The 25,889-nt window shown below is 63.6% G+C and carries 24 protein-coding genes; 18 read left to right on the top strand and 6 right to left on the bottom strand.

The features are described 5' to 3' along the window. Positions 1-31: 31 nt before the first annotated feature. Positions 32-1,702 (top strand): DNA repair protein RecN, encoded by a 1,671-nt coding sequence (gene recN, locus PO883_RS08525; protein ID WP_289309372.1) that lies wholly within the window; start codon positions 32-34, stop codon positions 1,700-1,702. A 144-nt stretch (positions 1,703-1,846) separates the two neighbouring features. Beyond that, positions 1,847-2,953, top strand: coding sequence for a ferrochelatase (gene hemH / locus PO883_RS08520; protein ID WP_289309371.1), 1,107 nt, complete (start codon positions 1,847-1,849; stop codon positions 2,951-2,953). 50 nt (positions 2,954-3,003) lie between these two features. On the opposite strand, the gene PO883_RS08515 is transcribed toward hemH, so the two are convergent. Next, positions 3,004-3,168, bottom strand: coding sequence for a hypothetical protein (locus PO883_RS08515; protein ID WP_289309370.1), 165 nt, complete (start codon positions 3,166-3,168; stop codon positions 3,004-3,006). Positions 3,169-3,347: 179 nt separating this feature from the next. Between PO883_RS08515 and grpE the strand changes: the two genes are divergently transcribed. The 4 genes from grpE (at position 3,348) to can (ending at position 7,935) form a co-directional block, all read left to right on the top strand. After that, positions 3,348-3,884 carry a nucleotide exchange factor GrpE gene (grpE, locus tag PO883_RS08510; RefSeq protein WP_167090073.1) on the top strand — a complete coding sequence of 179 codons (537 nt, stop codon included), beginning with the start codon at positions 3,348-3,350 and terminating at the stop codon, positions 3,882-3,884. 91 nt (positions 3,885-3,975) lie between these two features. Continuing rightward, positions 3,976-5,916, top strand: coding sequence for a molecular chaperone DnaK (gene dnaK / locus PO883_RS08505; protein ID WP_289309369.1), 1,941 nt, complete (start codon positions 3,976-3,978; stop codon positions 5,914-5,916). A gap of 136 nt (positions 5,917-6,052) precedes the next feature. Next, positions 6,053-7,186, top strand: coding sequence for a molecular chaperone DnaJ (dnaJ, locus tag PO883_RS08500; protein ID WP_054264869.1), 1,134 nt, complete (start codon positions 6,053-6,055; stop codon positions 7,184-7,186). An 89-nt stretch (positions 7,187-7,275) separates the two neighbouring features. Then, on the top strand, positions 7,276-7,935 hold the full coding sequence (can, locus tag PO883_RS08495; RefSeq protein WP_289309368.1) for a carbonate dehydratase: 660 nt from the start codon (positions 7,276-7,278) through the stop codon (positions 7,933-7,935). Between the two features lie 83 nt (positions 7,936-8,018). Here the strand turns inward: can and PO883_RS08490 are convergent, their stop codons facing one another. Continuing rightward, the gene (locus PO883_RS08490) at positions 8,019-8,777 is read right to left on the bottom strand and encodes a carbonic anhydrase (protein ID WP_289309367.1); all 759 of its coding nucleotides are present in this window, start codon (positions 8,775-8,777) and stop codon (positions 8,019-8,021) included. A 187-nt stretch (positions 8,778-8,964) separates the two neighbouring features. Here PO883_RS08490 and PO883_RS08485 point away from each other — a divergent pair, with 187 nt between their 5' ends. Further along, complete coding sequence (locus tag PO883_RS08485; protein ID WP_289309366.1) at positions 8,965-9,333, top strand: nucleotide pyrophosphohydrolase; 369 nt, start codon at positions 8,965-8,967, stop codon at positions 9,331-9,333. 24 nt (positions 9,334-9,357) lie between these two features. On the opposite strand, the gene gabD is transcribed toward PO883_RS08485, so the two are convergent. Further along, on the bottom strand, positions 9,358-10,812 hold the full coding sequence (gene gabD / locus PO883_RS08480) for an NADP-dependent succinate-semialdehyde dehydrogenase (protein ID WP_289309365.1): 1,455 nt from the start codon (positions 10,810-10,812) through the stop codon (positions 9,358-9,360). 284 nt (positions 10,813-11,096) lie between these two features. On the opposite strand from gabD, the gene PO883_RS08475 reads away from it, so the two are divergent. From PO883_RS08475 to PO883_RS08425, 11 genes are all read left to right on the top strand, one after another. Next, positions 11,097-12,209 carry a PEPxxWA-CTERM sorting domain-containing protein gene (locus PO883_RS08475; protein WP_289309364.1) on the top strand — a complete coding sequence of 371 codons (1,113 nt, stop codon included), beginning with the start codon at positions 11,097-11,099 and terminating at the stop codon, positions 12,207-12,209. A 241-nt stretch (positions 12,210-12,450) separates the two neighbouring features. Next, a complete protein-coding gene (locus PO883_RS08470; protein ID WP_289309363.1) occupies positions 12,451-13,215 on the top strand; it encodes a gamma-glutamyl-gamma-aminobutyrate hydrolase family protein in 765 nt (254 codons plus the stop codon). A gap of 145 nt (positions 13,216-13,360) precedes the next feature. Continuing rightward, positions 13,361-14,731, top strand: a complete 1,371-nt coding sequence (locus PO883_RS08465; RefSeq protein ID WP_167090057.1) for a glutamine synthetase family protein — start codon at positions 13,361-13,363, stop codon at positions 14,729-14,731. A 53-nt stretch (positions 14,732-14,784) separates the two neighbouring features. Then, positions 14,785-16,218 carry an aspartate aminotransferase family protein gene (locus PO883_RS08460; protein ID WP_373890046.1) on the top strand — a complete coding sequence of 478 codons (1,434 nt, stop codon included), beginning with the start codon at positions 14,785-14,787 and terminating at the stop codon, positions 16,216-16,218. Between the two features lie 23 nt (positions 16,219-16,241). Next, positions 16,242-17,363, top strand: a complete 1,122-nt coding sequence (locus PO883_RS08455) for a polyamine ABC transporter substrate-binding protein (protein WP_289309361.1) — start codon at positions 16,242-16,244, stop codon at positions 17,361-17,363. Positions 17,364-17,431: 68 nt separating this feature from the next. Then, positions 17,432-18,565 (top strand): ABC transporter ATP-binding protein, encoded by a 1,134-nt coding sequence (locus tag PO883_RS08450; RefSeq protein ID WP_289309360.1) that lies wholly within the window; start codon positions 17,432-17,434, stop codon positions 18,563-18,565. A 7-nt stretch (positions 18,566-18,572) separates the two neighbouring features. Next, positions 18,573-19,478: an ABC transporter permease subunit gene (locus PO883_RS08445; protein WP_289309359.1), complete on the top strand. Its 906-nt coding sequence runs from the start codon at positions 18,573-18,575 to the stop codon at positions 19,476-19,478. After that, positions 19,475-20,350, top strand: coding sequence for an ABC transporter permease subunit (locus PO883_RS08440; RefSeq protein WP_289309358.1), 876 nt, complete (start codon positions 19,475-19,477; stop codon positions 20,348-20,350). The genes PO883_RS08445 and PO883_RS08440 overlap by 4 nt, the downstream gene beginning before the upstream one ends. A 76-nt stretch (positions 20,351-20,426) precedes the next feature. After that, positions 20,427-21,797: a DUF3138 family protein gene (locus tag PO883_RS08435; protein ID WP_289309357.1), complete on the top strand. Its 1,371-nt coding sequence runs from the start codon at positions 20,427-20,429 to the stop codon at positions 21,795-21,797. Positions 21,798-21,807: 10 nt separating this feature from the next. Then, entirely contained in the window at positions 21,808-23,295 is a 1,488-nt protein-coding gene (locus PO883_RS08430; RefSeq protein WP_289309356.1) for an aldehyde dehydrogenase, read from the top strand. Beyond that, entirely contained in the window at positions 23,288-23,974 is a 687-nt protein-coding gene (locus PO883_RS08425) for an HAD hydrolase-like protein (RefSeq protein ID WP_289309355.1), read from the top strand. The genes PO883_RS08430 and PO883_RS08425 overlap by 8 nt, the downstream gene beginning before the upstream one ends. Here PO883_RS08425 and PO883_RS08420 read toward each other — a convergent pair. Genes PO883_RS08420 through PO883_RS08410 form a run of 3 tightly spaced genes read right to left on the bottom strand, consistent with a single transcriptional unit; the run spans position 23,971 to position 25,835 of the window. Next, complete coding sequence (locus PO883_RS08420; protein WP_289309354.1) at positions 23,971-24,318, bottom strand: hypothetical protein; 348 nt, start codon at positions 24,316-24,318, stop codon at positions 23,971-23,973. The genes PO883_RS08425 and PO883_RS08420 overlap by 4 nt on opposite strands. Before the next feature lie 54 nt (positions 24,319-24,372). Further along, the gene (locus PO883_RS08415; protein WP_289309353.1) at positions 24,373-25,227 is read right to left on the bottom strand and encodes a fatty acid desaturase; all 855 of its coding nucleotides are present in this window, start codon (positions 25,225-25,227) and stop codon (positions 24,373-24,375) included. A gap of 8 nt (positions 25,228-25,235) precedes the next feature. Further along, positions 25,236-25,835, bottom strand: a complete 600-nt coding sequence (locus tag PO883_RS08410; RefSeq protein ID WP_289309352.1) for a hypothetical protein — start codon at positions 25,833-25,835, stop codon at positions 25,236-25,238. Positions 25,836-25,889: the final 54 nt, after the last annotated feature.

The following is a 25,889-nucleotide window of genomic DNA, read 5'->3' as shown; positions in this document are numbered from 1 at the left end:
CCCCGTTTGAATACTGGACTGACACACCTTCATGCTGCGTACCCTTACCATTCGTGATTTCGTCATTGTCGATACCATTGAGCTTGAGTTTTCCAGCGGTTTTTCCGTGTTTACCGGCGAGACCGGGGCCGGCAAGTCGATCCTGATCGATGCGCTGCAACTGGCGCTGGGCGGCCGCGGCGATGCCAGCGTGGTGCGCGAGGGCGCGCCCAAGGCCGACATCACGGCCGATTTTTCGGTCAGCGAGGTGGGCCCAGCTCGTGAGTGGCTGGAACAGAACGAATTTGCCGTCGAAGAGGGCGGGGCGCTGCTGCGCCGCGTGATCGACAATGCCGGCCGCTCCAAGGCCTTCATCAATGGCATCGCCGCCACCGCCGCCCAGCTGCGCGACCTGGGCGACATGCTGGTCGATATCCACGGCCAGCACGCGCACCAGTCGCTGCTCAAAAGCGAGGCCCAGCGCGCGCTGCTCGATAACCAGGCCGCCTTCAAGGATGCCGGGGCGGACGCCGACGCGCGCACCGTGGCCGCCGCCTACAAGGCATGGCGCGCCCTGGCCCGCCAGCGCGAGGAATTCGAAACCAATGCCAAGAACGTGCTGATCGAGCGCGAACGCCTCGAATGGCAGGTGGCCGAGCTGCACAAGCTGGCCGTGAAACCGGGCGAATGGAGCGAGATCACCAACGAGCACAGCCGCCTGTCGCACGCCGCCAGCCTGCTCGAAGGCGCGCAGGAAGCGCTGGCCGCCATTTCCGAATCGGACCATCCGATCCTGTCGCAGCTGTCGTCGCTCAACCAGAAGCTGGGCAAGCTGGTGGCCGTGGATGCGCAATTGCAGACCGTGCTCGACTGCATGGAACCGGCCCGCATCCAGCTGCAGGAAGCGGTGTATGCACTGAATAACTACCTGGACCGGGTCGAGCTCGATCCCGAGCGCCTGCGCCAGGTCGACGCGCGCATGGAAGCCATTCACACGACGGCGCGCAAGTTCCGCGTCACGCCCGACGAGTTGCCGGACGAGTTCGCCAGCCTGTCGGAGCGCCTCCAGCAACTGGCCGATGCCAGCGACCTGGACGGCTTGCGCGAGCAGGAAGAGAAAATCAAGGCCAGCTACCTGGCGGCGGCCGCGCGCCTGTCGGCCGCGCGCGCGCTGGCGGCCAAGCTGCTGGGTACGCAGGTGACGGCGGCCATGCAGGAGCTGAACATGACCGGCGGCAGTTTCGTGGTCGGGCTCAATCCCTGCGAGCCGACCGGCAATGGCGTCGAGCAGGTGGAGTTTCTGGTGGCGGGCCATGCCGGCGTGGCGCCGCGTCCGCTGGCCAAGGTGGCTTCGGGCGGCGAGCTGGCGCGTATTGCGCTGGCCATTTCGGTGATCACCTCGAATGCGACCACCACGCCGACCCTGATTTTCGATGAGGTCGACAGCGGCATCGGCGGCGCAGTGGCCGAAGTGGTGGGACGCCTGCTCAAGCGCCTGGGCCAGGAGCGCCAGGTGCTGTGCGTGACGCACTTGCCGCAGGTGGCCAGCCAGGCCAACCAGCATTTCCAGGTGGCCAAGGGGACCACGGGGGAGGGCAAGACCGTCTCGCACATCGACGTGCTCGACAACAAGGCGCGGGTGGAAGAGGTGGCGCGCATGCTGGGTGGGGTGGAGATTACCGCCACGACGCGCAAGCACGCGCGCGAGTTGCTGGCGCTGTAAGTTCCCCCGGGTTGGAGGTTCGCGGTAAACGGGTGTGTCCTCCCGGGTCACACCTTCCAACACCGGTTCAATACGCGTAAATAATGCGGGGATTTAACCCGGAACCCTATAATATCGGCTCTCCCGCTCACGATCGCCGCTCCCATGTCCTTCCGCAAAGAACCCCCCTTCACCCACGGCACGCCAACCCGCAACGCCGTGGTGCTGGTCAACCTGGGCACGCCCGACGCGCCGACCACGGCGGCGGTGCGGCGCTACCTGAAGGAATTCCTGTCCGACCCGCGCGTGGTGGAGATTCCGCGCGCTATCTGGTGGATGATCCTGCACCTGATCATCCTGCCATTCCGCTCCAGCAAATCGGCCGCCAAGTACGCCTCGATCTGGACCAAGGAAGGCTCTCCCCTCAAGGTGCACACCCAGAAACAGGCGATCCTGCTGCGCGGCCTGCTGGGCGAGCGCGGCCATGATTCGGTGAAGGTGGTGATGGCGATGCGCTACGGCTCGCCCTCGCTGCCTGAAGTGCTGGACCAGCTCAAGGCCGAGAACTGCGAGCGCATCGCGATCCTGCCGGCCTACCCGCAGTATTCGGGCACCACCACCGGCTCCATCAGCGACGCCGTGTTCGCCCACTACGCCGGGGTGCGCAACGTGCCGGAACTGCGCATGATCAAGCATTACCACGACCAGGACGGCTACATCGACGCCCTGCGCGACAGCGTGCTGGCGCACTGGAAAATCAATGGCCGCGGCGACAAGCTGGTGATGAGTTTCCACGGCGTGCCGAAACGCACCCTGATGCTGGGCGACCCCTACCACTGCGAGTGCCACAAGACGGCGCGCCTGCTGGCGGCCAAGCTGGGCCTTTCAAGCGAACAATACCTGGTGAGCTTCCAGTCGCGCTTCGGCAAGGCCGAGTGGCTGCAGCCCTACACGGCGCCGACCCTGGTGCAGATGGCCAAGGACGGCCTCAAGCGCGTGGACCTGATTTGCCCCGGCTTTACCAGCGATTGCCTGGAAACGCTGGAAGAAATCGCGATGGAAGCGAAGCACGATTTCGAGGCGGCCGGCGGACGCGAGTTCCACTACATCGCCTGCCTGAACGAGTCGCCGACGTGGATCGCCGGCCTGGCCGACATCACCGAGCAACACCTGGGGGGCTGGGACACCAAGGCCACGCCGGCGCAGCGCGCGGCCGACAAGCAGGACAAGGAAGCGGGACGCCGCAGCGCCGCCGCGCTCGGCGCAAGCTGAGGCCTGCGCGCCTCATGGGCGCGAAATTGACAGGCGCTAATTGCCGCCTGTTAAAATAGCGAGCCGTGCCCACTCAGACCGGCGTAGCAGATCATGACCAGCGCAAGCACGGTGTAGGCAACGACGCTGGCGGCAATCAACGGCAACTTCATGTCGAACTCCCTGAAACAGCTTCGCGCGAGCGGTGTTCGCGCATGCAAGCTGGATAACTTCATGGTAGTCCTGGCGGTCCTGAAATGAATCTCCTTATTGGTAAGATTTGTAACATTGCATGAAAAAGCAACGCTTCAGGATTCCCCTTGAAAATGGTGCTTATAGCCCCATCTGGGTGGCTGTGTGGTTAGCAAGACACGTCAAACAAATCGCTAAGTCATTGATTCCAGGAGTTTTTCCGATGCAAGACCAAGAAAATCAGGAAGTGCAACAACCATCCGACGACGCCGTGCAGGCGGCAGCTCCGGTCAACGGCGAGCCGAGCCTCGAAGAGCAGTTGAGTGCCACCGAAGCCAAACTGGCTGAAATGCACGATGCCTTCATGCGCGCCAAGGCCGAAGGCGAGAACATCCGCCGCCGCGCCCAGGAAGATGTCAACAAGGCGCACAAATTCGCCATCGAGAGTTTCGCCGAGGCCATGGTGCCGGTGCGCGACAGCCTCGAAATGGCGCTCAAGGTCGAAACCCCATCGATCGAGTCGCTGAAAGAAGGCGTCGAAATGACCCTCAAGCAACTGACCTCCGCGTTCGAGAAGAACAAGCTGGTCGAAGTGCTGCCGGCCCAGGGCGACAAGCTCGATCCGATGAAGCACCAGGCCGTCGCCGTGGTTCCGGCCGACCAGGAAGCCAATACCGTGGTCACCGTGCTGCAAAAAGGCTATATGATCGCCGACCGCTTGTTGCGTCCTGCCATCGTTACCGCGGCGCAAGCAAAATAAATACAGCGTGCTCTCTTGCAAGGTCTTGAAAGCGCGCAGTTTTTCCACATATTCAAGTCATCTGAAACTAAGTAATTAAAAGGAAAACATCATGGGCAGAATTATCGGTATTGACCTGGGCACGACGAACTCTTGCGTGGCCATCATGGAAAACGGTCAGCCAAAGGTAATCGAGAACGCAGAAGGCGCGCGTACGACGCCTTCCATTATTGCTTACCAAGAAGATGGCGAAATCCTCGTTGGCGCGCCGGCCAAGCGCCAGGCGGTCACCAACCCGAAGAACACGCTGTTCGCGGTCAAGCGCCTGATCGGCCGCAAGTTCGACGAAAAAGAAGTCCAGAAAGATATCGGCCTGATGCCGTATTCGATCATCAAAGCCGACAACGGCGATGCATGGATCGGCGTGCGCGACAAGAAACTGGCGGCACAGCAAATTTCCGCTGAAGTCCTGCGCAAGATGAAGAAAACCGCCGAAGACTACCTCGGCGAAGAAGTGACCGAAGCGGTCATTACCGTGCCTGCGTACTTCAACGATTCGCAGCGCCAGGCCACCAAGGACGCCGGCCGTATCGCCGGCCTGGACGTCAAGCGCATCATCAACGAGCCGACCGCGGCCGCGCTGGCATTCGGCCTGGACAAGACCGACAAGGGCGACCGCAAGATCGCCGTGTATGACCTGGGCGGCGGCACGTTCGACGTCTCGATCATCGAAATCGCCGACGTCGATGGCGAAAAGCAGTTCGAAGTGCTGTCCACCAACGGCGACACCTTCCTCGGCGGCGAAGACTTCGACCAGCGCATCATCGATTACATCATCGACGAGTTCAAGAAGATCAATGGCCTGGACCTGAAAAAAGATCCGATCGCCCTGCAGCGCATCAAGGCCTCGGCCGAGCGCGCGAAGATCGAACTGTCGTCCTCGCAGCAAACCGAAATCAACGAGCCGTACATCGCCATGGCGAACGGCGCGCCGGTCCACCTGAACCTGAAAATGACGCGCGCCAAGCTCGAGTCCTTGGTTGAGGAATTGATCGCGGCCACCATCGAGCCATGCAAGATGGCGATCAAGGATGCCGGCGTGAAAGTGTCCGACATCGACGACATCATCCTGGTCGGCGGCATGACCCGGATGCCGAAGGTGCAGGAAAAGGTCAAGGAATTCTTCGGCAAGGATCCGCGCAAGGATGTGAACCCGGATGAAGCCGTCGCTGTCGGTGCCGCCATCCAGGGCGCCGTGCTGTCGGGCGAGCGCAAGGACTTGCTGCTGCTGGACGTGACCCCGCTGTCGCTGGGTATCGAAACCATGGGTGGCGTGATGACCAAGATGATTCACAAGAACACCACCATCCCGACCAAGTTCAGCCAGGTGTTTTCGACCGCCGAAGACAACCAGCCTGCGGTGACCATCAAGGTGTTCCAGGGCGAGCGTGAAATCGCGTCCGGCAACAAGGGCCTGGGCGAATTCAATCTGGAAGGCATCCCGCCATCGTCGCGCGGCACGCCACAGATCGAAGTGACCTTCGACATCGACGCCAACGGCATTTTGCACGTCGGCGCCAAAGACAAGGCCACTGGCAAAGAGAACAAGATCACGATCAAGGCTAACTCCGGCCTGACCGAAGCGGAAATCCAGAAGATGGTGAAAGACGCCGAAGTCAACGCCGAAGAAGACAAGAAGGTCAAGGAACTGGCCGAATCGCGCAACCAGGCCGATGGCCTGGTGCACTCGACCCGCAAGTCGCTGACCGAATACGGCGACAAGCTCGAAGCGGGCGAGAAGGACGCCATCGACGCGGCGATCGCTGAAGTGGAAGCCTCGATCAAGAGCGGCGACAAGGCCGAGATCGATGCCAAGATCGAAACCCTGTCGACCGTTTCGCAGAAGCTGGGCGAGAAGATGTATGCCGACATGCAAGCCAAGCAAGCCGCCGGCGGCGCCGAAGGCGGCCAGCAATCGGGCGGCAACGAAGGCAAGCCAGCGCAGGATGACGTCATCGATGCCGACTTCAAGGAAGTCAAAGACGCCAAGTAATGCCCGGGCCCGGTGCGCGCCGCCGCGGTTGGCGGTGCGCGCCGGATCGAGCAAAGGCCACGACAAGCCGAGCCCGAGCGGCTCGGTTTTTTTGCATAAACAGTAGCGTAGTAGCTAGACAGCAAGGTGCCGACAAATGGCAAAGCGTGATTTTTACCAGATCCTCGGGGTCGCCAAGAATGCTTCTGAAGAAGAGATCAAGAAGTCGTATCGCAAGCTTGCGATGAAATACCATCCGGACCGCAATCCGGACAGTAAGGAATCGGAAGAAAAGTTCAAGGAAGTCAAAGAAGCGTACGAAATGCTGACCAATCCGGAAAAGCGCGAAGCGTACGACCGTTACGGTCACGCTGGTGTCGATCCGAACATGGGTGGCGGTGGCGGCTTCGGCGGCGCCGGTGCCGGCGGCTTCGCGGACAGTTTCGGCGATATCTTCGGCGATATTTTCGGCGGTGGCGCGCGCGGACGCAGTTCCGGCCCGCAAGTGTACCGTGGCACCGACTTGCGCTTCAACCTCGAGATCACGCTCGAGCAGGCGGCGCACGGCCATACACAAGACATCCGCGTGCCGAGCTGGGAAAAGTGCGACACCTGCCACGGCAGCGGCGCCAAGCCGGGCACCTCGCCGGTGACCTGCACCACCTGTGGCGGTAACGGCCAGGTGCGCATGCAGCAAGGCTTTTTCAGCATCCAGCAGACCTGCCCGAAGTGCCATGGCAACGGCAAGATCATTGCCGATCCGTGCGCACCGTGCAGCGGCGAAGGCCGGATCAAGCGCAGCAAGACCCTGGAAGTGAATATTCCGGCCGGTATCGACAATGGCATGCGCATCCGCTTCACGGGCAGCGGCGAGCCGGGTACCAACGGCGGGCCGCCGGGCGACCTGTATGTGGAAGTGCACATCAAGCCGCACGCGGTGTTCCAGCGCGAAGGCGACGACCTGCATTGCGAAATGCCGATCTCCTTCGTCAAGGCGACCCTGGGCGGTGAAATCGAAGTGCCTACCCTGTCCGGCAAGGTCTCGTTTACGATTCCTGAAGGCACGCAATCGGGCAAGACTTTCCGCCTGAAAGCAAAGGGCATCAAGGGCATGCGCTCCGGTTACGCGGGCGACCTGTTCTGCCACGTGGCGGTCGAAACGCCGGTCAAGCTGACCGACAAGCAAAAAGACTTGCTGCGCGAATTCGAGCGCCTGACGGTCGAAGGTGGCGGCAAGCATAGCCCGCAGAGCAAGGGCTGGATGGACAAGGTGAAAGATTTTTTCGAATAAGGCGGGCGTAAGCCATGCCTTCTCATCCGAACCACTGATCGGGGCCTGCGGGCCTCTCAGCGGTTTTTTTTCGAGCAAACGGGACTAACATGACTCCAGTACAACAAGATATCGACGCGCTATTCAAACGCAACCGCGACTGGGCCGCGGCCATGGTGGCCAAGGATGAAAATTTCTTCAAGGCCCTGACCGCCCAGCAGTCGCCGCAGTATCTGTGGATTGGCTGCTCCGACAGCCGCGTGCCGGCCAACGAGTTGCTGGGCCTGGCGCCGGGCGAACTGTTCGTCCATCGCAATATCGCCAACGTGGTCGTGCATTCCGACCTGAATTGCCTGACGGTGCTGCAGTTCGCCATCGACGTGTTGAAGGTCAAGCATGTGATCATTTGCGGCCACTACGGCTGCTCGGGTGTGCATGCGGCCATGATCAACAAGCGTGTGGGCCTGGCCGACAACTGGCTGCGCCATGTGCAGGATGTGCAGCAAAAGCACGACAAATACCTGGGCGATGCCTTGCCATCGCGCGCGCGCGCGGACCGCTTGTGCGAGCTGAATGTGACGGAACAGGTGGTCAACACCGCGCAGACCACGGTGGTGCAGGATGCGTGGGAGCGCGGACAGCCGCTGACCGTGCACGGCTGGGTGTATGGCTTGCACGACGGCTTGCTGCGCGACCTGGGCATGAGCGTGAGCGGGGCCGATGAGCTGGCGCCGAAGCTCGCGTCGCGCTTGCTGGAGTATCAGGAATAGGGGCGTCGTGCGTTAGCCCCCACCGTCGCCCCCGCCTGCGGGGCGACGGTCTTTAAAGGTGGCTCAAAAGTTGGCGCAGCCGATTATTTGCTTTCCTTGACCACCCGCCCGTTCAAGTGCTGCACCGGACGCGCATTGTGCTTGTACAGCTTGTGAAACTGCGCCAGCTGCGCTTTCGACATTTCCACCGGCGTCTTGAGCACGAACCAGTTCGCTTCCTCGCTGCATGGCGGCGTGGTCAGCGAACCCGGGAAATTGTAATAGCCCTGGGTCGGCGGCAGGATGCCCATCATGTCGATCGTCACACCCTCGACGGCCTGCTCGACTTCGGCTTTCTTGGGCAGATTGTTGAAGATATTGGTCAGCGCCGGGTTTTCCTTGCCCAGCTTGAACAGCAGCGCGACCACGGCCAGTTTGTTGTCCGCATTCTTGTGCACCAAGTGCAATCCCAGCGGATACGACTTGCCGTTAATAAGCTCTTCGCTTGGCGTATGGAAGTGGAACTGAAGCAATTCATGACGCACGCCAGCAATCGACATCCCGCTGCCCGGCGCGTAATTGACCTGGACCGTGTGCCCGTTATCGATGATTTTCAGCGGCGAAGGCTGGTACTCGAAGGTGATCGGATCGAGGTCGGCCTTGGTGGTCGCCTTGGTGCGGATATCGATCGGCGACTGCTGGTGGCCGGTCTTGCAAGTCACATAATCGGACTTGATGCCGCCCCATTTCGCCGGTCCGGTGGCACCCGTGTAAGTCCATTCATGCCTGGTATGCTGTGCCTGGGCGGACAGTGGCAGCAGCGCAGCCAGCGCCAGCGAAACGACGGTCATGCGTGTAATCATGTTTTTTCCTTGTGGTCGAATGGGGTACCGTAACGGAGTGGCGCAGTCGCGCCCGCTCTGCGCCGTCATCATATCTTTTCCTGGGGCGGGTAAATACAACAAAGCCAGCCCCTGCTGCAAAGACGCAACAAGATGCTATCCGGGGCCGCGCCGGCCAAGTGTGGAAAATACTTAAGGGAGTAGAAATTTGAATTACGGAAACAATCACCTGCATGAGATCCGCGCCGTGGCGCGCACCTTTGTCGCCGAGCGCGACTGGGGCCAGTTCCACACGCCCAAGAACCTGTCGTCGGCGCTGTCGGTGGAAGCGGCCGAACTGCTCGAACATTTCCAGTGGCTCAAGACGGGCAAGCAGGAAGAGCTGGGCGCGGACAAGCTGACGCAAGTGCGTCACGAAATGGCCGATGTGCTGGTCTACCTGGTGCTGCTGGCGGACCGGCTCGATGTCGACCTGGGCGCGGCGGTGGAAGAAAAGATGGCGCTCAACCGCGCCAAGTACCCGGCCGACAAGGTGCGCGGCGATGCGCGCAAATACCACGAATACCCGCCGGACTGAGCCGGCGGGGGACGGCCGCGACGCTTACAATCCGGCCATGCAGATGTACTTGAGCACCAGATAGTCGTCGATGCCGTAGCGCGAACCTTCGCGCCCCAGCCCCGACTGCTTGACGCCGCCGAACGGGGCCACTTCGGTTGAAATCAGGCCGGTGTTGACCCCGACCATGCCGGACTCGAGCGCATCGGCCACGCGCCACACGCGCCCGATGTCGCGCGAATAGAAGTACGCCGCCAGCCCGAACTCGGTATCGTTGGCCATGGCGATGACATCATCCTCGGTATCGAAGCGGAACAGCGGCGCCAGCGGGCCGAAGGTTTCCTCGGTCGCCACCTGCATTGCCGATGTCACGTCGGCAATCACGGTCGGCTCGAAAAAGCTGTGCCCCAGCGCGTGGCGCTTGCCGCCGGTCAGCAGGCGTGCGCCTTTGGAGAGCGCGTCGGCGATATGCTGCTCGACCTTCTGCACGGCCTTTTCCTCGATCAGGGGGCCTTGCGTCACGCCCATGTCCTGGCCATTGCCGACCTTGAGCTTGCCCACCGCCGCCACCAGTTTCTCGGCGAATTGCTCGTACACCCCATCCTGCACGTACAGGCGGTTGGCGCATACGCAGGTCTGGCCGGCGTTGCGGTACTTCGACGCGATGGCGCCCTCGACCGCCGCATCGAGATCGGCATCGTCGAACACGATGAAGGGCGCGTTGCCGCCCAGTTCCAGCGACAGCTTCTTGATGGTCGGCGCGCATTGTTCCATCAATACCCGGCCGACCTGGGTCGAGCCCGTGAAACTCAGTTTGCGCACCAGCGGATTGCCGGTCATTTCGGCGCCAATCGCCTTGGAGTCGCCCGTGAGGACGCTGAACACGCCCTTCGGCATGCCGGCGCGCTCGGCCAGCGCGGCCAGGGCCAGGGCCGAGAACGGGGTCAGCTCGGCCGGCTTGACCACCATCGGGCAGCCGGCCGCCAGTGCGGGGCCGGCCTTGCGCGTGATCATCGCCGCTGGAAAATTCCACGGCGTAATCGCCGCGCACACGCCGATCGGCTCCTTGCTCACCACCAGGCGCCGGTCGGCCCAGGGCGACTGCAAGGTGTCGCCCTCGATGCGCTTGCCTTCCTCGGCGAACCACTCGATGAAGGAGGCGGCGTAAGCGATTTCGCCCTTCGATTCGAGCAAGGGCTTGCCCTGTTCGGCGGTCATGATCAGGGCCAGGTCGTCGGCGTTGTCGATCATCAGGTCGTTCCAATCGCGCAGGATGACGCTGCGTTCGCGCGCACTCTTCTTGCGCCAGGCCGGCCAGGCCGCGTTGGCTGCCGCGATCGCGCGCGCGGTTTCGGCGGCGCCCATGCGCGGCACCGTGCCCAGCGTGTCGCCGGTGGCCGGATTGGTGACCGTGATGGTGGCCCCATTGTCCGCATCGCACCATTCGCCATCGATAAAACATTGCTGCCGCAGCAGAGCAGGGTCTTTCAGATTCAACATAGGGGTGCTTTCGTCAAGGGCTTGGCGCGAAGGCCGGGCGACCATCTTAGCGTTTTTTGGCATCGATTGCCCGGTAGCGCGCGCGCCCGCCGGATGATGCCAAGCGGCAGCATCCGGCCACTGTCGTCTTGACCCGGCGCAGGCCGCACGTCCTGCGCGCGGAAGCCTTTGTGGCTGCACAAGCGTTGCCACGCTGCCGGGGCCATGCTCAAGCGTGACGGCGCCGCGCCTGGCGTTGCCCGGTGTCCCGGTGGGAGCCGCAACCGTTCACGATGAGGTGTTCCATGCGTCAACCTGCCCGATGTCTCCCCGGCCTGCTGCTCAGCGCCGCCTGCCTGCCGGCGCTGGCCGCCGCGCCCGCCCAAGCGCCCGCCAAGGCGCCGCGCTACACCATCACCACGATCCTGGCCGGCCAGTTCGACCATGTCGAGGCGACTGGCATCAACAACCGCGGCGACGTGGTCGGTGGCACCTACGTCAGCGGCCAGGAGTGGCGCGGCTACCTGTTTGCCGACGGACGCACCGCGCAGCTGGGCAGCCTGGGCGGCCTGTACACGCGTGTACAGGCGATCAACGATGCGCGCCAGATCGTGGGCGAATCGAAGACGCTCGACGGCATCAGTCATGCCGTGCTGTTCAGCGGTGCCACGGTGACCAACCTGACCCCGTGGGCGCTCAGGGACAGCGGCGCCTCGGGCCTGAACGGTGCCGGGAGCGCGGTGGGGGCGATTCCCTGCGACTGCCTGGACTTCCATGCGGCCCGCTTCGTTGGCGGCGGCGTCAGCGACCTGGGTACGCTGGGCGGCGAGTCGAGCAACGCCGCCGGCATCAACAGCGCCGGGCAGATCGTTGGCTGGGCCGCGCTGGCCGGGCCCTACACCCCGCGCGCCTTCCTGTACGAGAACGGCACGATGCGCGACCTCGGCACGCTGGGCGGGGAATGGTCGGACGCCGCCGCAATCAACGACGCCGGACACATCGCCGGCTCCTCGTCGCTGGAGGGAGGGGGCGAGCACGCCTTTTTGTACGTGAATGGCGTGATGAGCGACCTGGGCGCGCTCTCCGGCATGGGCAGCGCCGCGCGCGGGATGAACAACCGGGGGCAGGTGGTGGGGCTGTCCTACCAGGGCTGGGACGTGAATGAAGCGATGCTATGGGAGGGCGGGGCGGTACGCAATCTCAATTCGCTGATTGACCCGGCTTCGGGCTGGCACCTGAACGATGCCGGCGCGATCAACGACCTGGGGCAGATTGCCGCGAGTGGTTGCCACGAGGGGCTGGGGGTATGCGGCATGCTGCGGCTGGACCCGGCCAACATGTTGCCGGTACCGGAACCGGCTACCTGGGCCATGCTGCTGGCCGGGCTGGCGCTGGCGGGCGTGCGCTCGCGCCGCTAACGCTTGTTCAACCGGGGTCTGACCTCGGTTAAGCAATTGGTTTCCTGTGTGCAATATTGGCGTGCAGGTAGTTCGTGTTGGCATGTTTGACAACTTGCCGGTAAGCTCTAACGGTGGCGCGATGCATTGACCTGCGTCCAGCCTAGGTCGTCCATTTGAGATGGATCACGCAGCACTCGCCATCAGGCCGATTAGCCATTATGATGAAACGAGTGCGTTATTCGTTCCTATACCGACAATCATGCGCCGCCCTATCGTTCTCGTTCCCGCCTGCACGCGCCAGATCGGACCCCATCCGTATCACGCCGCGCAGCTCAAATATGTCGACGCCGTCGTCCTCGGCGCCGACTGCGCTCCCATGATCCTGCCCGCGCTCGGCGCCGCGCTCGACCTGGAGGCGTCCCTGTCCGTGTGCGATGGCATCATGCTCACCGGCTCGGCCTCGAACGTGCATCCGAGCTACTACGACCAGGACGTGCTCGACCCGAGCCTGCCGCAGGACCGCGCGCGCGACGCCACCACCTTGCCGCTGATCCGCGCCGCCCTCGAACGCGGCATCCCCATCATCGCGGTATGCCGCGGTTTCCAGGAGATGAACGTGGCCTTGGGCGGCAGCCTGTATCAGGCGGTGCAGGAAGTCGAAGGCAAGATGGACCACCGCGAAGACCCCGACGCCGCCATCGAAGACCAGTACGGCCCGGCCCATGACGTCATCCTCACCCCCGGCGGCGCCTTCCAGCGCATGCTCGGCGGCGCCCAGCGCATCGCCGTCAATTCGCTGCACGGGCAGGGTGTGGACCGGCTCGCGTCCGGCATCGCCATCGAAGCGCTTTCGCACGACGGCCTGGTGGAAGCGTTTTCGGTGCCATCCGCGCCCGGCTTTACGCTGGCGGTGCAGTGGCATCCCGAATGGCAGATCCTCGACAACCCCGCCTCGATGAGGATGTTCGGCGCCTTCGGCAAGGCTTGCCGCGCTTTCCAGGCCAGGCGCGAGGGGAGTGCATGAAGACGCACGCCACCAGTCACTACGAAAAGTGGGCCTTGCGCTGCGTGCCGTAGCGCCGCTTTCCATCCCCGGTTCCACAGCACGCCGGCGGCATCCGCCCGCGCGCGTGCGAGCAACACAGAGCGCAAACTACAGAGAGAACATCATGGCAATTCGCGAAAACTTCACCTATACCGACATGGACCTGTGGCTCAACGAGAAACGGGTCACCGAAATCGAATGCCTGATTCCCGACTTGACCGGGGTCGCGCGCGGCAAAATCCTCCCGCGCGGCAAATTCACCCAGGAGCGCGGCATGCGCATCCCCGAGGCGGTGCTGGGCATGACCGTGACCGGCAACTACCCGCTGGATGACGAAGCCTACGACCGCGCCATCTCGGCCACCGACCGCGACATGATCCTCAAGGCCGATCCGACCACCATCACCATGGTGCCGTGGGCGGTCGACCCGACCGCGCAGGTGATCCACGACTGCTATTTCGCCGATGGCAAACTGGTCGACTTCGCCCCGCGCACGGTGCTGCGCCGGGTCCTGAAACTGTACGCCGACAAGGGCTGGAAGCCGGTGGTGGCGCCCGAACTCGAGTTTTACCTGACCGCCAAGAACATCGATCCCGACCTGCCCCTGAAACCACCGATCGGCCGCAGCGGCCGCGCCGAAACCAGCCGCCAGGTCTACAGCATCGACGCCGTCAACGAATTCGATCCGCTGTTCGAGGATATCTACGATTACTGCGAACTGATGAACCTCGACGTCGACACCCTGATCCACGAGATCGGCGCCGGCCAGATGGAAATCAACTTCCTGCATGGCGACCCGCTCGGCCTGGCCGACAAGGTGTTCTTCTTCAAGCGCACCTTGCGCGAAGCGGCCCTCAAGCACGACATGTACGCCACCTTCATGGCCAAGCCGATGGCGGGCGAACCCGGTTCGGCCATGCACGTGCACCAGAGCGTGGTCGACACCAAGACCGGCCTGAATATCTTCAGCAGCGAAGACGGTTCGGCCTCGCCCCTGTTCAAGCAGTACATCGGCGGCTTGCAGCGCTACATGCCGTCGGCCATGGCGATCGTCGCGCCGTACGTCAATTCGTACCGCCGCATCGTGCGCCACACGGCCGCGCCGATCAATATCCAGTGGGGCCTGGACAACCGCACGGTGGGCTTCCGCGTGCCCGAATCGGGCGTGCAGGACCGGCGCGTGGAAAACCGCATCATCGGCGCCGACGCCAATCCCTACCTGGCGCTGGCGGTGACCCTGGCCTGCGGCTACCTTGGCATGACCGAGCAGCTGGAACCGACCCCGATGATGAACGGCAGCGCCTACGAAATGCCGTTCGAGCTGCCCCAGGGCCTGCCCGAAGCGCTGCACCTGCTGCGCGCCGAGGACAAGCTGCGCACGGTGCTGGGCGAGCGCTTCATCGACGTCTACGCGGCCATCAAGGACCTCGAACACCAGGAATTCATGACCGTCATCAGCCCGTGGGAACGCGAGCATCTGCTGCTGCACGTGTAAGCATCAAGCCACCAATAATAACCAGAACGAGGTTCATCATGACAGCCAACCCCATGGTCCCGAGCGCCGCGCTGGTCGCGTCGGTCAAGGCCGCCACCCACGACGTCTACGACACCGCCGAAATCCAGCGCCAGGACGCGGCGCACTACATGCATCCCTTCACCGACCACAAGGCGCTGGGCGAGCGCGGCGCGCGCGTGATGGTGCGCGGCGACGGCATCTACCTGTGGGATTCTGACGGTAACAAGATCCTCGACGGCATGTCGGGCCTGTGGTGCGTGAATGTCGGCTACGGCCGCACCAGCATCTCGGACGCGGTGTACCGCCAGATGCAGACGCTGCCCTTCTATAACAGCTTCTTCAACACCACCAATGTGCCGGCCACGCGCCTGGCCGCGCTGCTGGTGGAAATTTCGCCGCCCCAGTTCAACCACGTGTTCTTCACCGGCTCCGGCTCGGAAGCGAACGACACCAACCTGCGCATGGTGCGCCGCTACTGGGATCTGTTGGGCTGCCCGCAGCGCCACACCATCATCAGCCGCTACAACGCCTACCACGGCAGCACGGTGGCCGGCGCGGCGCTGGGCGGCATGGCGGGCATGCACGAGCAGGGCGGCATGATCCCCGGGATCGAGCATATCGGCCAGCCCAACTACCTGGAAAACGGCAGCGGCATGAGCGCCGACGAATTCGGCATCGTGGCCGCCGGCTGGCTGGAAACCAAAATCCTCGAGGTCGGCCCCGACAAGGTGGCCGCCTTCATCGGCGAACCGGTGCAGGGCGCGGGCGGCGTGATCATTCCGCCGGCGACCTACTGGCCAGAAATACAGCGCATCTGCGACAAGTACGGCGTGCTCCTGATCGCCGACGAAGTCATTTGCGGTTTTGGCCGTCTTGGTACATGGTTTGGCTCCGAGTTGATGCAGATCAAACCTGATCTGATTACATTCGCGAAGGGTGTGACCTCGGGATATGTTCCCTTAGGTGGCGTGCTGGTCGGTGACCGGGTGGCGGATGTGCTGATCCACGAGGGTGGCGACTTCAATCATGGATTTACGTATTCGGGCCATCCGGTGGCCTGTGCGGCGGCGCTGGAAAATATCCGCATCCTGATCGACGAGCGCCTGGTGCAGCAGGTGGCGCAAGATACCGGCCCTTACCTCAAGGAGAAGTTCGCGGCCCTGATGGACCATCCGCTGGTGGGCTACGCCGACAGCTGCGGTTTCGTGGCGGGGCTGAACCTGGTGCGCACGAAGGCTGAAGCGGTGCACGACTGCGAGTTCTTCGATCCGGAGCAGGGCGTGGGCATGATCTGCCGCGGCTACATGTTCGCCAACGGGATCATCATGCGCGCCGTGGGCGAGCGCATGATCATCGCGCCACCGCTGGTGATGACGCGCGCGCAGATCGACGAAATGATTTTCAAGATCAGGTACTGCCTCGAGGCCACCCTGATCGACTTGCAGCAGCGGGGCTGGGTCACTTGAATTCACGTTAAACGGGAGGCAGGATGAAGACGATACGCCGCATCGCACAGTGCTTCATCCTCGGCCTCGCGGCCGTCGCCGCCAGCTTCCACCTTCCCGCCGGTTCCGCCCCGCCCGAAGAAAAAATCCTCAACATCTACAACTGGTCCGACTACATCGCCGAGGACACGGTCCGCAACTTTGAAAAAGAGACCGGCATCAAGGTCCGCTACGATCTGTTCGACAGCAACGAGGTCCTGCACGCCAAGCTGAGCGCCGGTAAAACCGGCTACGACATCGTGGTCCCCACGGCCCACTGGGCGCGCCTGCAGATCGACGGCGGCCTGCTGCGCCCCCTCGACAAGGCCAGCCTGCCCAACCTGGCCAATCTCGACCCCGCGCTGCAAACGCTGGTCAAACGGCTCGACCCGGACAACAAGCACCTGGTGGTCTGGCTGTGGGGCTACACCACGCTCGGCATCAACGTCGACAAGGTCAAGGCGGCCCTGGGCAGCCTGCCGATGCCCGACAATGTGTGGGACCTGGTGTTCGATGCGCGCTACGCCAGCAAGCTCACATCGTGCGGCATCTCGTTTCTCGATTCCCCGTCCGAGGTGCTGCCCGCCGCGCTGCTCTACATCGGCAAGCCGGCCTACTCGAAAAACAGCGCCGACTACCAGGACGCGGCCCGCATGCTGCAGGCGATCCGTCCATCGGTGACCCTGTTCAGTTCCGCCGGCTACATCAACGACCTGGCCAACGGCGCCCTGTGCGTCTCGCTGGGCTGGTCCGGGGACATCAACATCGCGCGCCAGCGCGCCATCGACAGCAAGAACGGCCAGAACATCGTGGCGCTGGTGCCCAAGACCGCCGCCCTGATGTTCGACACCATGGCCATTCCGGCCGATGCCCCGCATCCGGGCAACGCCCACCTGTGGATCAACTACATCCTGCGCCCCGAGGTGCACGCCAGCCTGACCAACAAGGTGTTCTACGCCAATCCGAATGCGGCCGCCACGCGCCTGGTGCGGCCCGACATCGCCGGCAACCGCACGGTCTACCTGCCCGACGCCGACAAGCAGCGCATGGTGGTGCCCGAGCCCCTGAGCGCCGACGCGCGCCGCACCATGACGCGCGTGTTCACGCGTTTTAAGACCGGGATGTAATCATTTTTGCCTGCATACGGGCATATGTCCGATAAAATTGCGCCTTTGCCTATTCTTTCATCATTCTTATGACGATTGTACAACCCGCAAGAGCGCAGCCTTTTCTCCTGATCCGCAACCTCGTCAAGGAGTTCGACGGCGTGCGCGCCGTGAACGACATTTCGCTCGCCATCGACAAGGGCGAGATCTTCGCGCTGCTGGGCAGCTCCGGCTGCGGCAAATCGACCTTGCTGCGCATGCTGGCCGGTTTCGAGACGCCGACCGCGGGCACCATTGAACTGGCCGGCCAGGACCTGGTCGGCGTGCCGCCCTACGAGCGCCCGGTCAACATGATGTTCCAGTCGTACGCGCTGTTCCCGCACCTGACGGTGTGGGACAACGTCGCCTTCGGCCTGCGCCGCGACGGCCTGCCCAGGGCGGAAGTGGCCGAACGGGTCGACCAGATGCTGGCGCTGGTGCAGCTGGGCGCCTATGTCAAACGCAAGCCGCACCAGCTCTCGGGCGGGCAGCAGCAGCGCGTGGCGCTGGCGCGTAGCCTGGCCAAGCGTCCCCAGTTGCTGCTGCTCGACGAGCCGCTCGGCGCGCTCGATAAAAAACTGCGCGAACAGACCCAGATGGAACTGGTGCACATCATCGAGCAGGTCGGCGTGACCTGCGTGATGGTCACCCACGACCAGGATGAGGCCATGAGCATGGCCACCCGCATCGCCGTCATGAGCGAAGGGCGCATTTTGCAGGTGGGCGCGCCAGGCGACATCTACGAAACGCCCAACTGCCGCTTCGTGGCCGACTTCATCGGCAGCGTCAACATGTTCGACGGCCATGTGCGGGTCGACCAGCCCGACCACGTCATCGTCGAAACACAGGAATGCCGGCATTACGTCAGCCACGGCATCAGCGGCACCAACAACATGCCGGTCAGCGTGGCGGTGCGGCCCGAAAAAATCGCCCTGCAGCGCGACATGCCGGGCGTGGAGCAGCGCGCCTCGGCCGCCGAAGACGGCTACAACTGCGTGGCCGGCGAGATCGTCAACGTCTCGTACTTCGGCAACGAGACCCACTACCAGGTGCGCATGGCGCTGGGCGGCATCCTCAAGGTCGCGCGCACCAACGCCGCGCGCCACGAAGAGTCCCGCCTCGAACGCGGCCAGCACGTGGTCGCGTGGTGGGACGGCAGCGACATCGTGGTCCTGACCCATTGAGGCGGCCATGAGCACAATCCTGCGCCCTCCCGCGGCCGGCCGCCGCTTCGTCATCGGCCTGCCCTTCGCCTGGCTGACGATCGCCTTCCTGATCCCGTTCCTGATCGTGCTGCGCATGAGTTTTGCGGAACTCGACGACAGCGGCAGCCCGTTCGGCCCCTTGCTCACCTTCAGCGATGGGGTCATCAGCATCAAGGCCAAGATCGTCAATTACGTCGCCCTGACCGAGGACGACAACTACCTGTGGACCTTCCTGCGCTCGCTCGCCTATGCGGGCGTGACCATGGTCCTGTGCCTGGTGACCGGCTACCCCTTCGCCTGGTTCATGGCGCGCGCCAAACCGGCGCACCGTCCGGTGCTGCTGATGATGGTGATGCTGCCGTTCTGGACTTCCTTCCTGCTGCGTATCTACGCCTGGAAGGGCATCCTGGCCAACCAGGGCTTGCTCAACAACCTGCTGATGTGGCTCGGCGTGATCACCGAACCGCTGAAAATGATGAACACCCCGTTCGCGCTGGTGCTGGGGATGTACTACGCCTACCTGCCGTTCATGATCCTGCCGCTGTACTCCAACCTGGTGAAGATGGATGTGCGCTTCCTGGAAGCGGCGGCCGACCTGGGCGCCACACCGTGGCAAGCCTTCTGGCGCGTCACCGTGCCGCTCTCGAAGTCCGGCATCATCGCCGGTGCCATGCTGGTGTTCATTCCGGGCGTGGGGGAGTTCGTCATTCCCGAACTGCTCGGCGGCCCCGAGACACTGCTGATCGGGCGCCTGATGTGGGACGAATTTTTTGTCAACACCGACTGGCCGCGCGCCTCGGCGCTGGCGGTGGTGGCGATCCTGCTGATCCTGGTGCCGATGGCGGTCTTCAATAAGTACAAGGCCGAACAGGAAGAGGAGGGCCGCGCATGAGCAAGCAAATGAGCAAGCACATGAACAAGCGAATGGACAAGACCGCGCTGGCCCGCTGGTTCGGCCGCGGATGGCTCTCGCTGGGCTACCTGTTCCTGTACCTGCCGCTGGTGGTACTGGTCGTGTTTTCGTTTAACAGCTCGCGCCAGGACATGGTGTGGAGCGGCTTTTCGACCCAGTGGTATCCGGAGCTGTTCAAGGATGCGGAGCTGGTCAGCGGCTTCGTGCTGTCGCTGAAAATCGCCCTGATGAGCGCCACCGCGTCCGTGGTGCTGGGGACCTTTGCCGCCTTTGTCCTGAACCGCTACAAGCGTTTTCCCGGCCGCCTGCTGTTCTCCGGGATGGTCAGCGCGCCGCTGGTCATGCCCGATGTGATCATCGGCCTGTCGCTGCTGCTGATGATGGTCTCCATGCAGAAGATCTTCGGCTTTCCCGAGCGCGGCGCCTTCACCATCTGGATGGGCCACACGCTGCTCGGCGTGGCGTATGCGGCCGTGGTGGTGCAGGCGCGCCTGCGCGAGATGAACCGCTCGCTCGAAGAAGCCGCCATGGACCTTGGCTGCCGCCCGCACCAGGTGTTCTTCCTGGTGACGCTGCCGAACATCACGCAGTCGCTGGCCTCGGCCTGGCTGCTTACGTTTACGCTCTCGCTCGACGATGTGGTGCTGTCGAACTTCCTGTCCGGTCCGGGCGCGACGACCATGCCGCTGGTGATCATGTCGCGCGCGCGCCTGGGCCTGGACCCGCGCGTGAACGCGGTGGCGGCATTGACGATACTGGTGGTGTCGGCCGGCGTGATCGTCGCCGCCATCATGATGGCGCGCGCCGAGCGGCAGCGCCAGAAGCAGGTGGCGGCCGCAGTCAAGTCATAGCACGCTCTTCGGCCGCTGTTTACGGTGGTGGGCACGGCGTGCCCGCCGCCCTCACCGTTGGCCCGAGGAGAAAACCATGAACGAGTACCGCAACGCCGTCATCGCCTTTGCCGCAGCTTGTCCCGTCATCGCGCAAGCCCAGACCACCCAGGAACTCAAGGCCGAACTGGGCGCCCTCAAGGCGCATGTGCAAAAGCTCGAAGCAATGATCGAGAAGGCCGAACAGCCCAAGCCGGACAATGGCGCCGAACTGGCGCGCCTGCGGGTCAAGAGCGACGCCCTTGACGATGCGATGGAGACGAGCGGCCTGAAAGGCTTGAAAATCTCGGGCTACATCGACCCGAGCTATATCCGCAACCGCAACGCCGGCACCTCCAGCTTCGTGTTCCTGAACAATAACAGTTCGGTCAACGGTTCCGGCGAGAGCTTCGGCTACGACAATACCACCTTCGGCAGCGGCATGTTCAACCTCGACAAGGAGCTCGAAGGCGGCACCAGGCTGAGAATCTCGCTCATGCCCAGCAAGGGTATAGCCTCCGGCTACAACTTCGGCAACCTGGTACACGAGGCGTCGGCCTCGATTCCGCTGGGCGACCAGTCGACGCGCCTGTTGCTCGGCCAGATTCCCGACTGGAGCGGCTACGAGTACATCCCGTCGACCCAGAACAAGCTCCTCACCCACAACCTGCTGTTCGATTTTTCGGCGGCCAATTTCTACACCGGCGCGGGCCTGCAACTGGTGCGCGGCAAGTGGGACAGTAAAGTCATGATCGGCAATATGAACCGCGCCCGTGTCGATGACGGCGGCGAACGAACCCCGGGTGTGTTCTACCGTGTCGACTACGCCCGGGGAGAATTTTCAGGCTTCGGCATGTCGGGCACCCATGCCGGTTTCGACGATGACAGTGCTGTCGGGCGGGTCGACCTGATGGAGGTGGACGGCTTTTACACGCGTGGCGACTGGAATATCCAGGGTCAGTTAAGCTACGGGGGCCAGCAAGCCACGGCCGCCAACCTCTACGGCGCGGCGCGCCAGCGCTGGTACGGCCTGTCGTCGCTGGTGTCGTACAAGATCATGCCGCGCCTCGAAGCCATCGCCCGCCTCGACTACATCTTCAACGGCACCGGCGGCGGGGGCGTGTTCGGAGCGACCCTGGCGCCCGGCTGCAAGGACCTGGCCGGATTCGCGGCGAATTGTCCGGACGGGCGCAACGGCTTCGGTTCAGGCATGGTCTTGCGCGGCGGGCAATGGTTTGTCATCGACCCGACCCGCGGCGCCAATCGCGGCACGCTCTCGGTGGGCACGCAGTACCTGCTTGTGCCGGGCGTGAGCGTGAAGGGCGAATACCGCTACGACTACGCCACGGCCAGGGTGTTCAAGACATTTGATGGACAGTACCGCCGCGACAATCACGTTATCGGCGTATCGACAGTAGTCAGTTTTTAGGGAGCACGGCATGGGAAACACGCAATGGCACGAACGGGCGGCAGCCTTGAGCATCGACGGACGCGCATTCATCGGCGGGGAGCGCGTCTGGGCGCGCTCGGAACAGCGGTTCGACAACCTCTCGCCGATCGATGGCCGCCAGCTGGGCCTTGTCGCGCGCTGCGACGGGCTTGACGTCGACGCGGCCGTGGTGGCGGCACGCGCGGCCTTCGACGACCGGCGCTGGGCCGGCCAGGCGCCGGCGGCGAGGAAGCGCGTCCTGATCAAGTTCGCGGACCTGATCCAGGCGCATGCCGACGAACTGGCTTTGCTGGAGACGCTCGACATGGGCAAGCCGATCAAGTACAGCCAGAGCGTGGACGTGCCGGCGGCGGCCAACTGCATCCGCTGGTATGGCGAGGCGATCGACAAGATCTACGACCAGATCGCGCCCACGGGCGAGAACAGCCTGGCCCTGATCACGCGCGAGCCGGTCGGCGTGGTGGCCGCCATCGTGCCGTGGAACTACCCGATGATCATGGCGGCCTGGAAGATCGCCCCGGCGCTCGCCGCCGGCAACAGCGTGATCTTGAAACCGTCCGAAAAGTCGCCCCTGACGGCGCTGCGACTGGCCGAGATCGCGCTCGAAGCCGGGCTGCCGGCGGGCGTGTTCAACGTCGTTCCCGGCTACGGCCATGAAGCCGGGGCGGCGCTGGCGCTGCACATGGATGTCGATTGCATCGGCTTTACCGGCTCGACCAAGGTCGGCAAGCAGATATTGCAGATGGCCGGGCAATCGAACCTCAAGCGCGCCTGGACCGAATTGGGCGGCAAATCGGCCAACATCGTCTGCGCCGACTGCCCGGATCTCGATGCGGCGGTGAGCGCGGCCATCGGGTCGATCTACTTCAACCAGGGCGAAAGCTGCAATGCGCCTTCGCGCCTGTTCGTGGAAGCCTCGATCAAGGATGCCTTTCTCGAAAAAGCGCTGGCGCTGGTGCCCGCTTTCGCGCCGGGCGACCCGCTCGACGAGGCCACCATCATGGGCGCCATCGTCGATGCGGCCCAGATGAAGACCGTGATGGGCTACATCGAGCAGGGCAAGCAGGCCGGCGCCAGGCTGCTGGCGGGCGGGGATGCCGCGCGCACCGACAGCGGCGGCTTTTATGTGGCGCCGACCCTGTTCGACCAGGTGGACGGCAGCATGAGCATCGCGCGCGAAGAGATCTTCGGGCCGGTGCTGTCGGTGCTCAGTTTTACCGATATCGACGATGCCGTGCGCCAGGCCAATTCGACCCAGTACGGCTTGCAGGCGGCGGTGTGGACGGCCGATTTGAGCCGCGCGATCAAGACCGCGCGTGCCCTGCGCGCCGGCACCGTGCACGTGAACCAGTACGATGGCGACGACATCACGGTGCCGTTCGGCGGCGTCAGGCAGTCGGGCAACGGGCGCGATAAATCGCTGCACGCTTTCGACAAGTACACGGAACTCAAAACCACATGGATCCAGATTGGATGACCGCACAGTAGCGCCGCGCCTGAAGTACCAGCTGGTCATTTTCGACTTCGACGGTACCCTGGCCGACTCGTTCCCCTTCTTCCAGAGCGTGTACAACGGCCTGGCGGACAAGCATGGCCTCAGGCGCGTCGAAGGCGACCAGGCCGCGCAGTTGCGCTCAATGGGCACGCGCGAGATCATGCGCTACATCGGCATGCCGGCCTGGAAGATGCCGGTGGTGTCGAAAAGCTTCATCGGCATGATGAGCGAGAACGCGGCCAGCATCGCCCTGTTCGACGGCGTGGCCGACGCCTTGCTGGCGCTGTTTGATGCCGGCGTGGTGCTGGCGGTGGTATCGTCCAACTCGGAGCACAACGTGCGGCGCGTGCTGGGGCCTGGGCTGAGTAGCCTGTTCAGCCACTTCGAGTGCGGCATGTCGGTGTTCGGCAAGGCCTCGCGCATCCGCAAGGTAGTCAAGCAAAGCCGGGTTGGCGCGGGCGAGGCGCTGTATGTGGGCGACCAGGGTACCGATGCCGAGGCATCGGCCAAGGCGGGCGTGGCGTTCGGCGCCGTGGCGTGGGGATATGCGCCGCCCGAGGTATTGCGCGCGCATGGCCCGGTCGACGAGTTTGAATCGGTGTCGGCGATGCTGGCGGCATTGTTGATCGCGCCGGCAACGGCCGGTTCAGGGCCTGATTAACGGCTTTGCCTTACTTCAGTGACCGCCAGGATCTCGCCTGATCCCACCTTGCGCGACCCCTCGTTAATATTCCACACGTAGCCGGCTTCAAAAAAGCCGCGCCACGGTTCAACCACCATGAACCGGATCTCGACGAGAGCCGATTCGCCGGGAGCAATCTGCCCGCCTTCCATTGACGTGAAAATCCCCATGCAAAAATCTCCGCTCGGGAGTTGATGGTTCGGGCGATAGCCGGTTTGGATGGGCGAGGATCGGCCCACGGGCGAGGGTAGCAGGGCCACCCTGGCTTTGACCGAAATATCCAACCAACGTTCGTCCGCATGGCTCATTGTTTTATCTTTCACTAAAGTCCATGCGCCACCTGCATGGAAACCCACTATACCTGCCTTGTGGCGCGCTCAATATACCTGCGTAGGCCGCAGCCCGCGCGCCGCGAAGTACGGATCTAGCCGATGCGACAGGCGCCGCAGGTTCAGCGTCGGCACTTGCGGATACAGGTGATGTTCAAGGTGGTAAGTCAGGTTCATGAACAGCGCCGGCACGATCGCGCCGCGCATGGTGCGGGCCTGTTCGAGCGGCTTGCTGCCCGGTTTGTAGTGCGGCAGATACGCCGTCGCCAGCGGATACAGCCAGCCGCCGATCCAGGCCATGGCGGCGTAGACCAGCGGCCCGCTGCTCCAGCGTGTCAGCCACAAGGCCAGCAGCGCCAGCGCCAGCGCGGTGGCCAGTTCGGCGATCATCCAGCGCCGGTCGCGCGCGGCGCGGATCTTGCGGAACGCTTCGCGCCACAGGCGTGGCAGGTACAGGGGGCCGCACAGCAGCGCACCAGGCAGGCCGCCGCGCGCCGGGGCGCCTTCCAGATCGTCATCTTCCAGGCAGTGGGCGTGGTGGTGCAGGTGCGAGTAGCGGAACGCATGCCCGCTTTGCAGCACCAGCACGCTGACGATGAACAGCACCCAGTGCGTGGCGCGGGCATCGAGGCCCGCCGAGCCGTGCGCCACGTCGTGCATGTAGGCCACCGTGACCACGAAGTGCATCAGCATCACCAGCGGCAGCGCCAGGTAAGCACCGTGCGCGTACAGCGCGGCAAAGGAAGCCAGCGTCAGCGCGGGCAGGGCGGCAAGGGCGATGCGCTGCCACGTGGCGACCGTCAGCAGGTCGCCGTCGAGCGTGCCCAGTTGCGGCATGCCGGCATTACGCCGTGTCAGTGACGGGAAAACGAAGTGGCTTGGTGCTGCTGTGAAGGCAAACATGATGGCGACTACCTGATCAGGTTGATGAAGGACAGGACGAAAAAGACGGCAGTGATCGTGGTAGCCACGCTGCCCGCGTTCTCGCGCATGCCCCAGCGCCGCAACGCCTGGAAGATGGACGGATGGAGGTGCTGGATCAGTGTGATCGGCAGGCGCAGGAGCGCCCAGAAGGCGATCACGATCAGCGCCGTGGCCGGAAGCCAGAGCAATCGCACGTAAGCGACATTGGTGATAGCGGGGCTGGGGCTCAGCGCCGCTATCACCTCCGGCACCAGCGCCAACACCAGTAGTGTCAGTCCGATCCGGTGCCCGCTCAACAAATAACAGTTGCGCGGGCTCAGGTCCATCGGTCGCCAGCCGATGACGTGCATCGCCACGCTGAAACGGCGCGCCGGCGTTTTGGGAATGCCGAACAAGGCCAGCGACATGGCCGCATGTGCCAGCAGAATCACCAGGTCGAGCGCCAGCCCGCGCATGAACGCCGTTCCGAGCGCCCATTGCGCCAGCGGCGAGACGATCAAGGCCCACGCCAGCACGCGGTTGACCCGCATCCAGATGATTTTGGGTGGCATCAGTGCGTTGATGTCGGGGAAATGCAGTGTATTCATGATGCGTCGATGCCTTTGCTGAGTGGTCCCGGCCTGCGCCGTCCTACTCATCAA

This window comes from Massilia sp. DJPM01, from assembly GCF_030348125.1.
Lineage (GTDB): Bacteria > Pseudomonadota > Gammaproteobacteria > Burkholderiales > Burkholderiaceae_D > Telluria_A > Telluria_A frigida.
Note: the sequence above shows the minus strand (reverse complement) of the source record. Positions and strands in the feature narration are given on the sequence as shown.

What these genes read in the sequence shown, in the direction of transcription:
- recN (WP_289309372.1), top strand. Translation starts at nt 32, where the DNA reads ATGCTGCGTACCCTTACCATTCGTGATTTCGTCATTGTCGATACCATT.
- hemH (WP_289309371.1), top strand. Translation starts at nt 1,847, where the DNA reads ATGTCCTTCCGCAAAGAACCCCCCTTCACCCACGGCACGCCAACCCGC.
- PO883_RS08515 (WP_289309370.1), bottom strand. Translation starts at nt 3,168, where the DNA reads ATGAAGTTATCCAGCTTGCATGCGCGAACACCGCTCGCGCGAAGCTGT.
- grpE (WP_167090073.1), top strand. Translation starts at nt 3,348, where the DNA reads ATGCAAGACCAAGAAAATCAGGAAGTGCAACAACCATCCGACGACGCC.
- dnaK (WP_289309369.1), top strand. Translation starts at nt 3,976, where the DNA reads ATGGGCAGAATTATCGGTATTGACCTGGGCACGACGAACTCTTGCGTG.
- dnaJ (WP_054264869.1), top strand. Translation starts at nt 6,053, where the DNA reads ATGGCAAAGCGTGATTTTTACCAGATCCTCGGGGTCGCCAAGAATGCT.
- can (WP_289309368.1), top strand. Translation starts at nt 7,276, where the DNA reads ATGACTCCAGTACAACAAGATATCGACGCGCTATTCAAACGCAACCGC.
- PO883_RS08490 (WP_289309367.1), bottom strand. Translation starts at nt 8,777, where the DNA reads ATGATTACACGCATGACCGTCGTTTCGCTGGCGCTGGCTGCGCTGCTG.
- gabD (WP_289309365.1), bottom strand. Translation starts at nt 10,812, where the DNA reads ATGTTGAATCTGAAAGACCCTGCTCTGCTGCGGCAGCAATGTTTTATC.
- PO883_RS08475 (WP_289309364.1), top strand. Translation starts at nt 11,097, where the DNA reads ATGCGTCAACCTGCCCGATGTCTCCCCGGCCTGCTGCTCAGCGCCGCC.
- PO883_RS08470 (WP_289309363.1), top strand. Translation starts at nt 12,451, where the DNA reads ATGCGCCGCCCTATCGTTCTCGTTCCCGCCTGCACGCGCCAGATCGGA.
- PO883_RS08465 (WP_167090057.1), top strand. Translation starts at nt 13,361, where the DNA reads ATGGCAATTCGCGAAAACTTCACCTATACCGACATGGACCTGTGGCTC.
- PO883_RS08460 (WP_373890046.1), top strand. Translation starts at nt 14,785, where the DNA reads ATGGTCCCGAGCGCCGCGCTGGTCGCGTCGGTCAAGGCCGCCACCCAC.
- PO883_RS08455 (WP_289309361.1), top strand. Translation starts at nt 16,242, where the DNA reads ATGAAGACGATACGCCGCATCGCACAGTGCTTCATCCTCGGCCTCGCG.
- PO883_RS08450 (WP_289309360.1), top strand. Translation starts at nt 17,432, where the DNA reads ATGACGATTGTACAACCCGCAAGAGCGCAGCCTTTTCTCCTGATCCGC.
- PO883_RS08445 (WP_289309359.1), top strand. Translation starts at nt 18,573, where the DNA reads ATGAGCACAATCCTGCGCCCTCCCGCGGCCGGCCGCCGCTTCGTCATC.
- PO883_RS08440 (WP_289309358.1), top strand. Translation starts at nt 19,475, where the DNA reads ATGAGCAAGCAAATGAGCAAGCACATGAACAAGCGAATGGACAAGACC.
- PO883_RS08435 (WP_289309357.1), top strand. Translation starts at nt 20,427, where the DNA reads ATGAACGAGTACCGCAACGCCGTCATCGCCTTTGCCGCAGCTTGTCCC.
- PO883_RS08430 (WP_289309356.1), top strand. Translation starts at nt 21,808, where the DNA reads ATGGGAAACACGCAATGGCACGAACGGGCGGCAGCCTTGAGCATCGAC.
- PO883_RS08415 (WP_289309353.1), bottom strand. Translation starts at nt 25,227, where the DNA reads ATGTTTGCCTTCACAGCAGCACCAAGCCACTTCGTTTTCCCGTCACTG.
- PO883_RS08410 (WP_289309352.1), bottom strand. Translation starts at nt 25,835, where the DNA reads ATGAATACACTGCATTTCCCCGACATCAACGCACTGATGCCACCCAAA.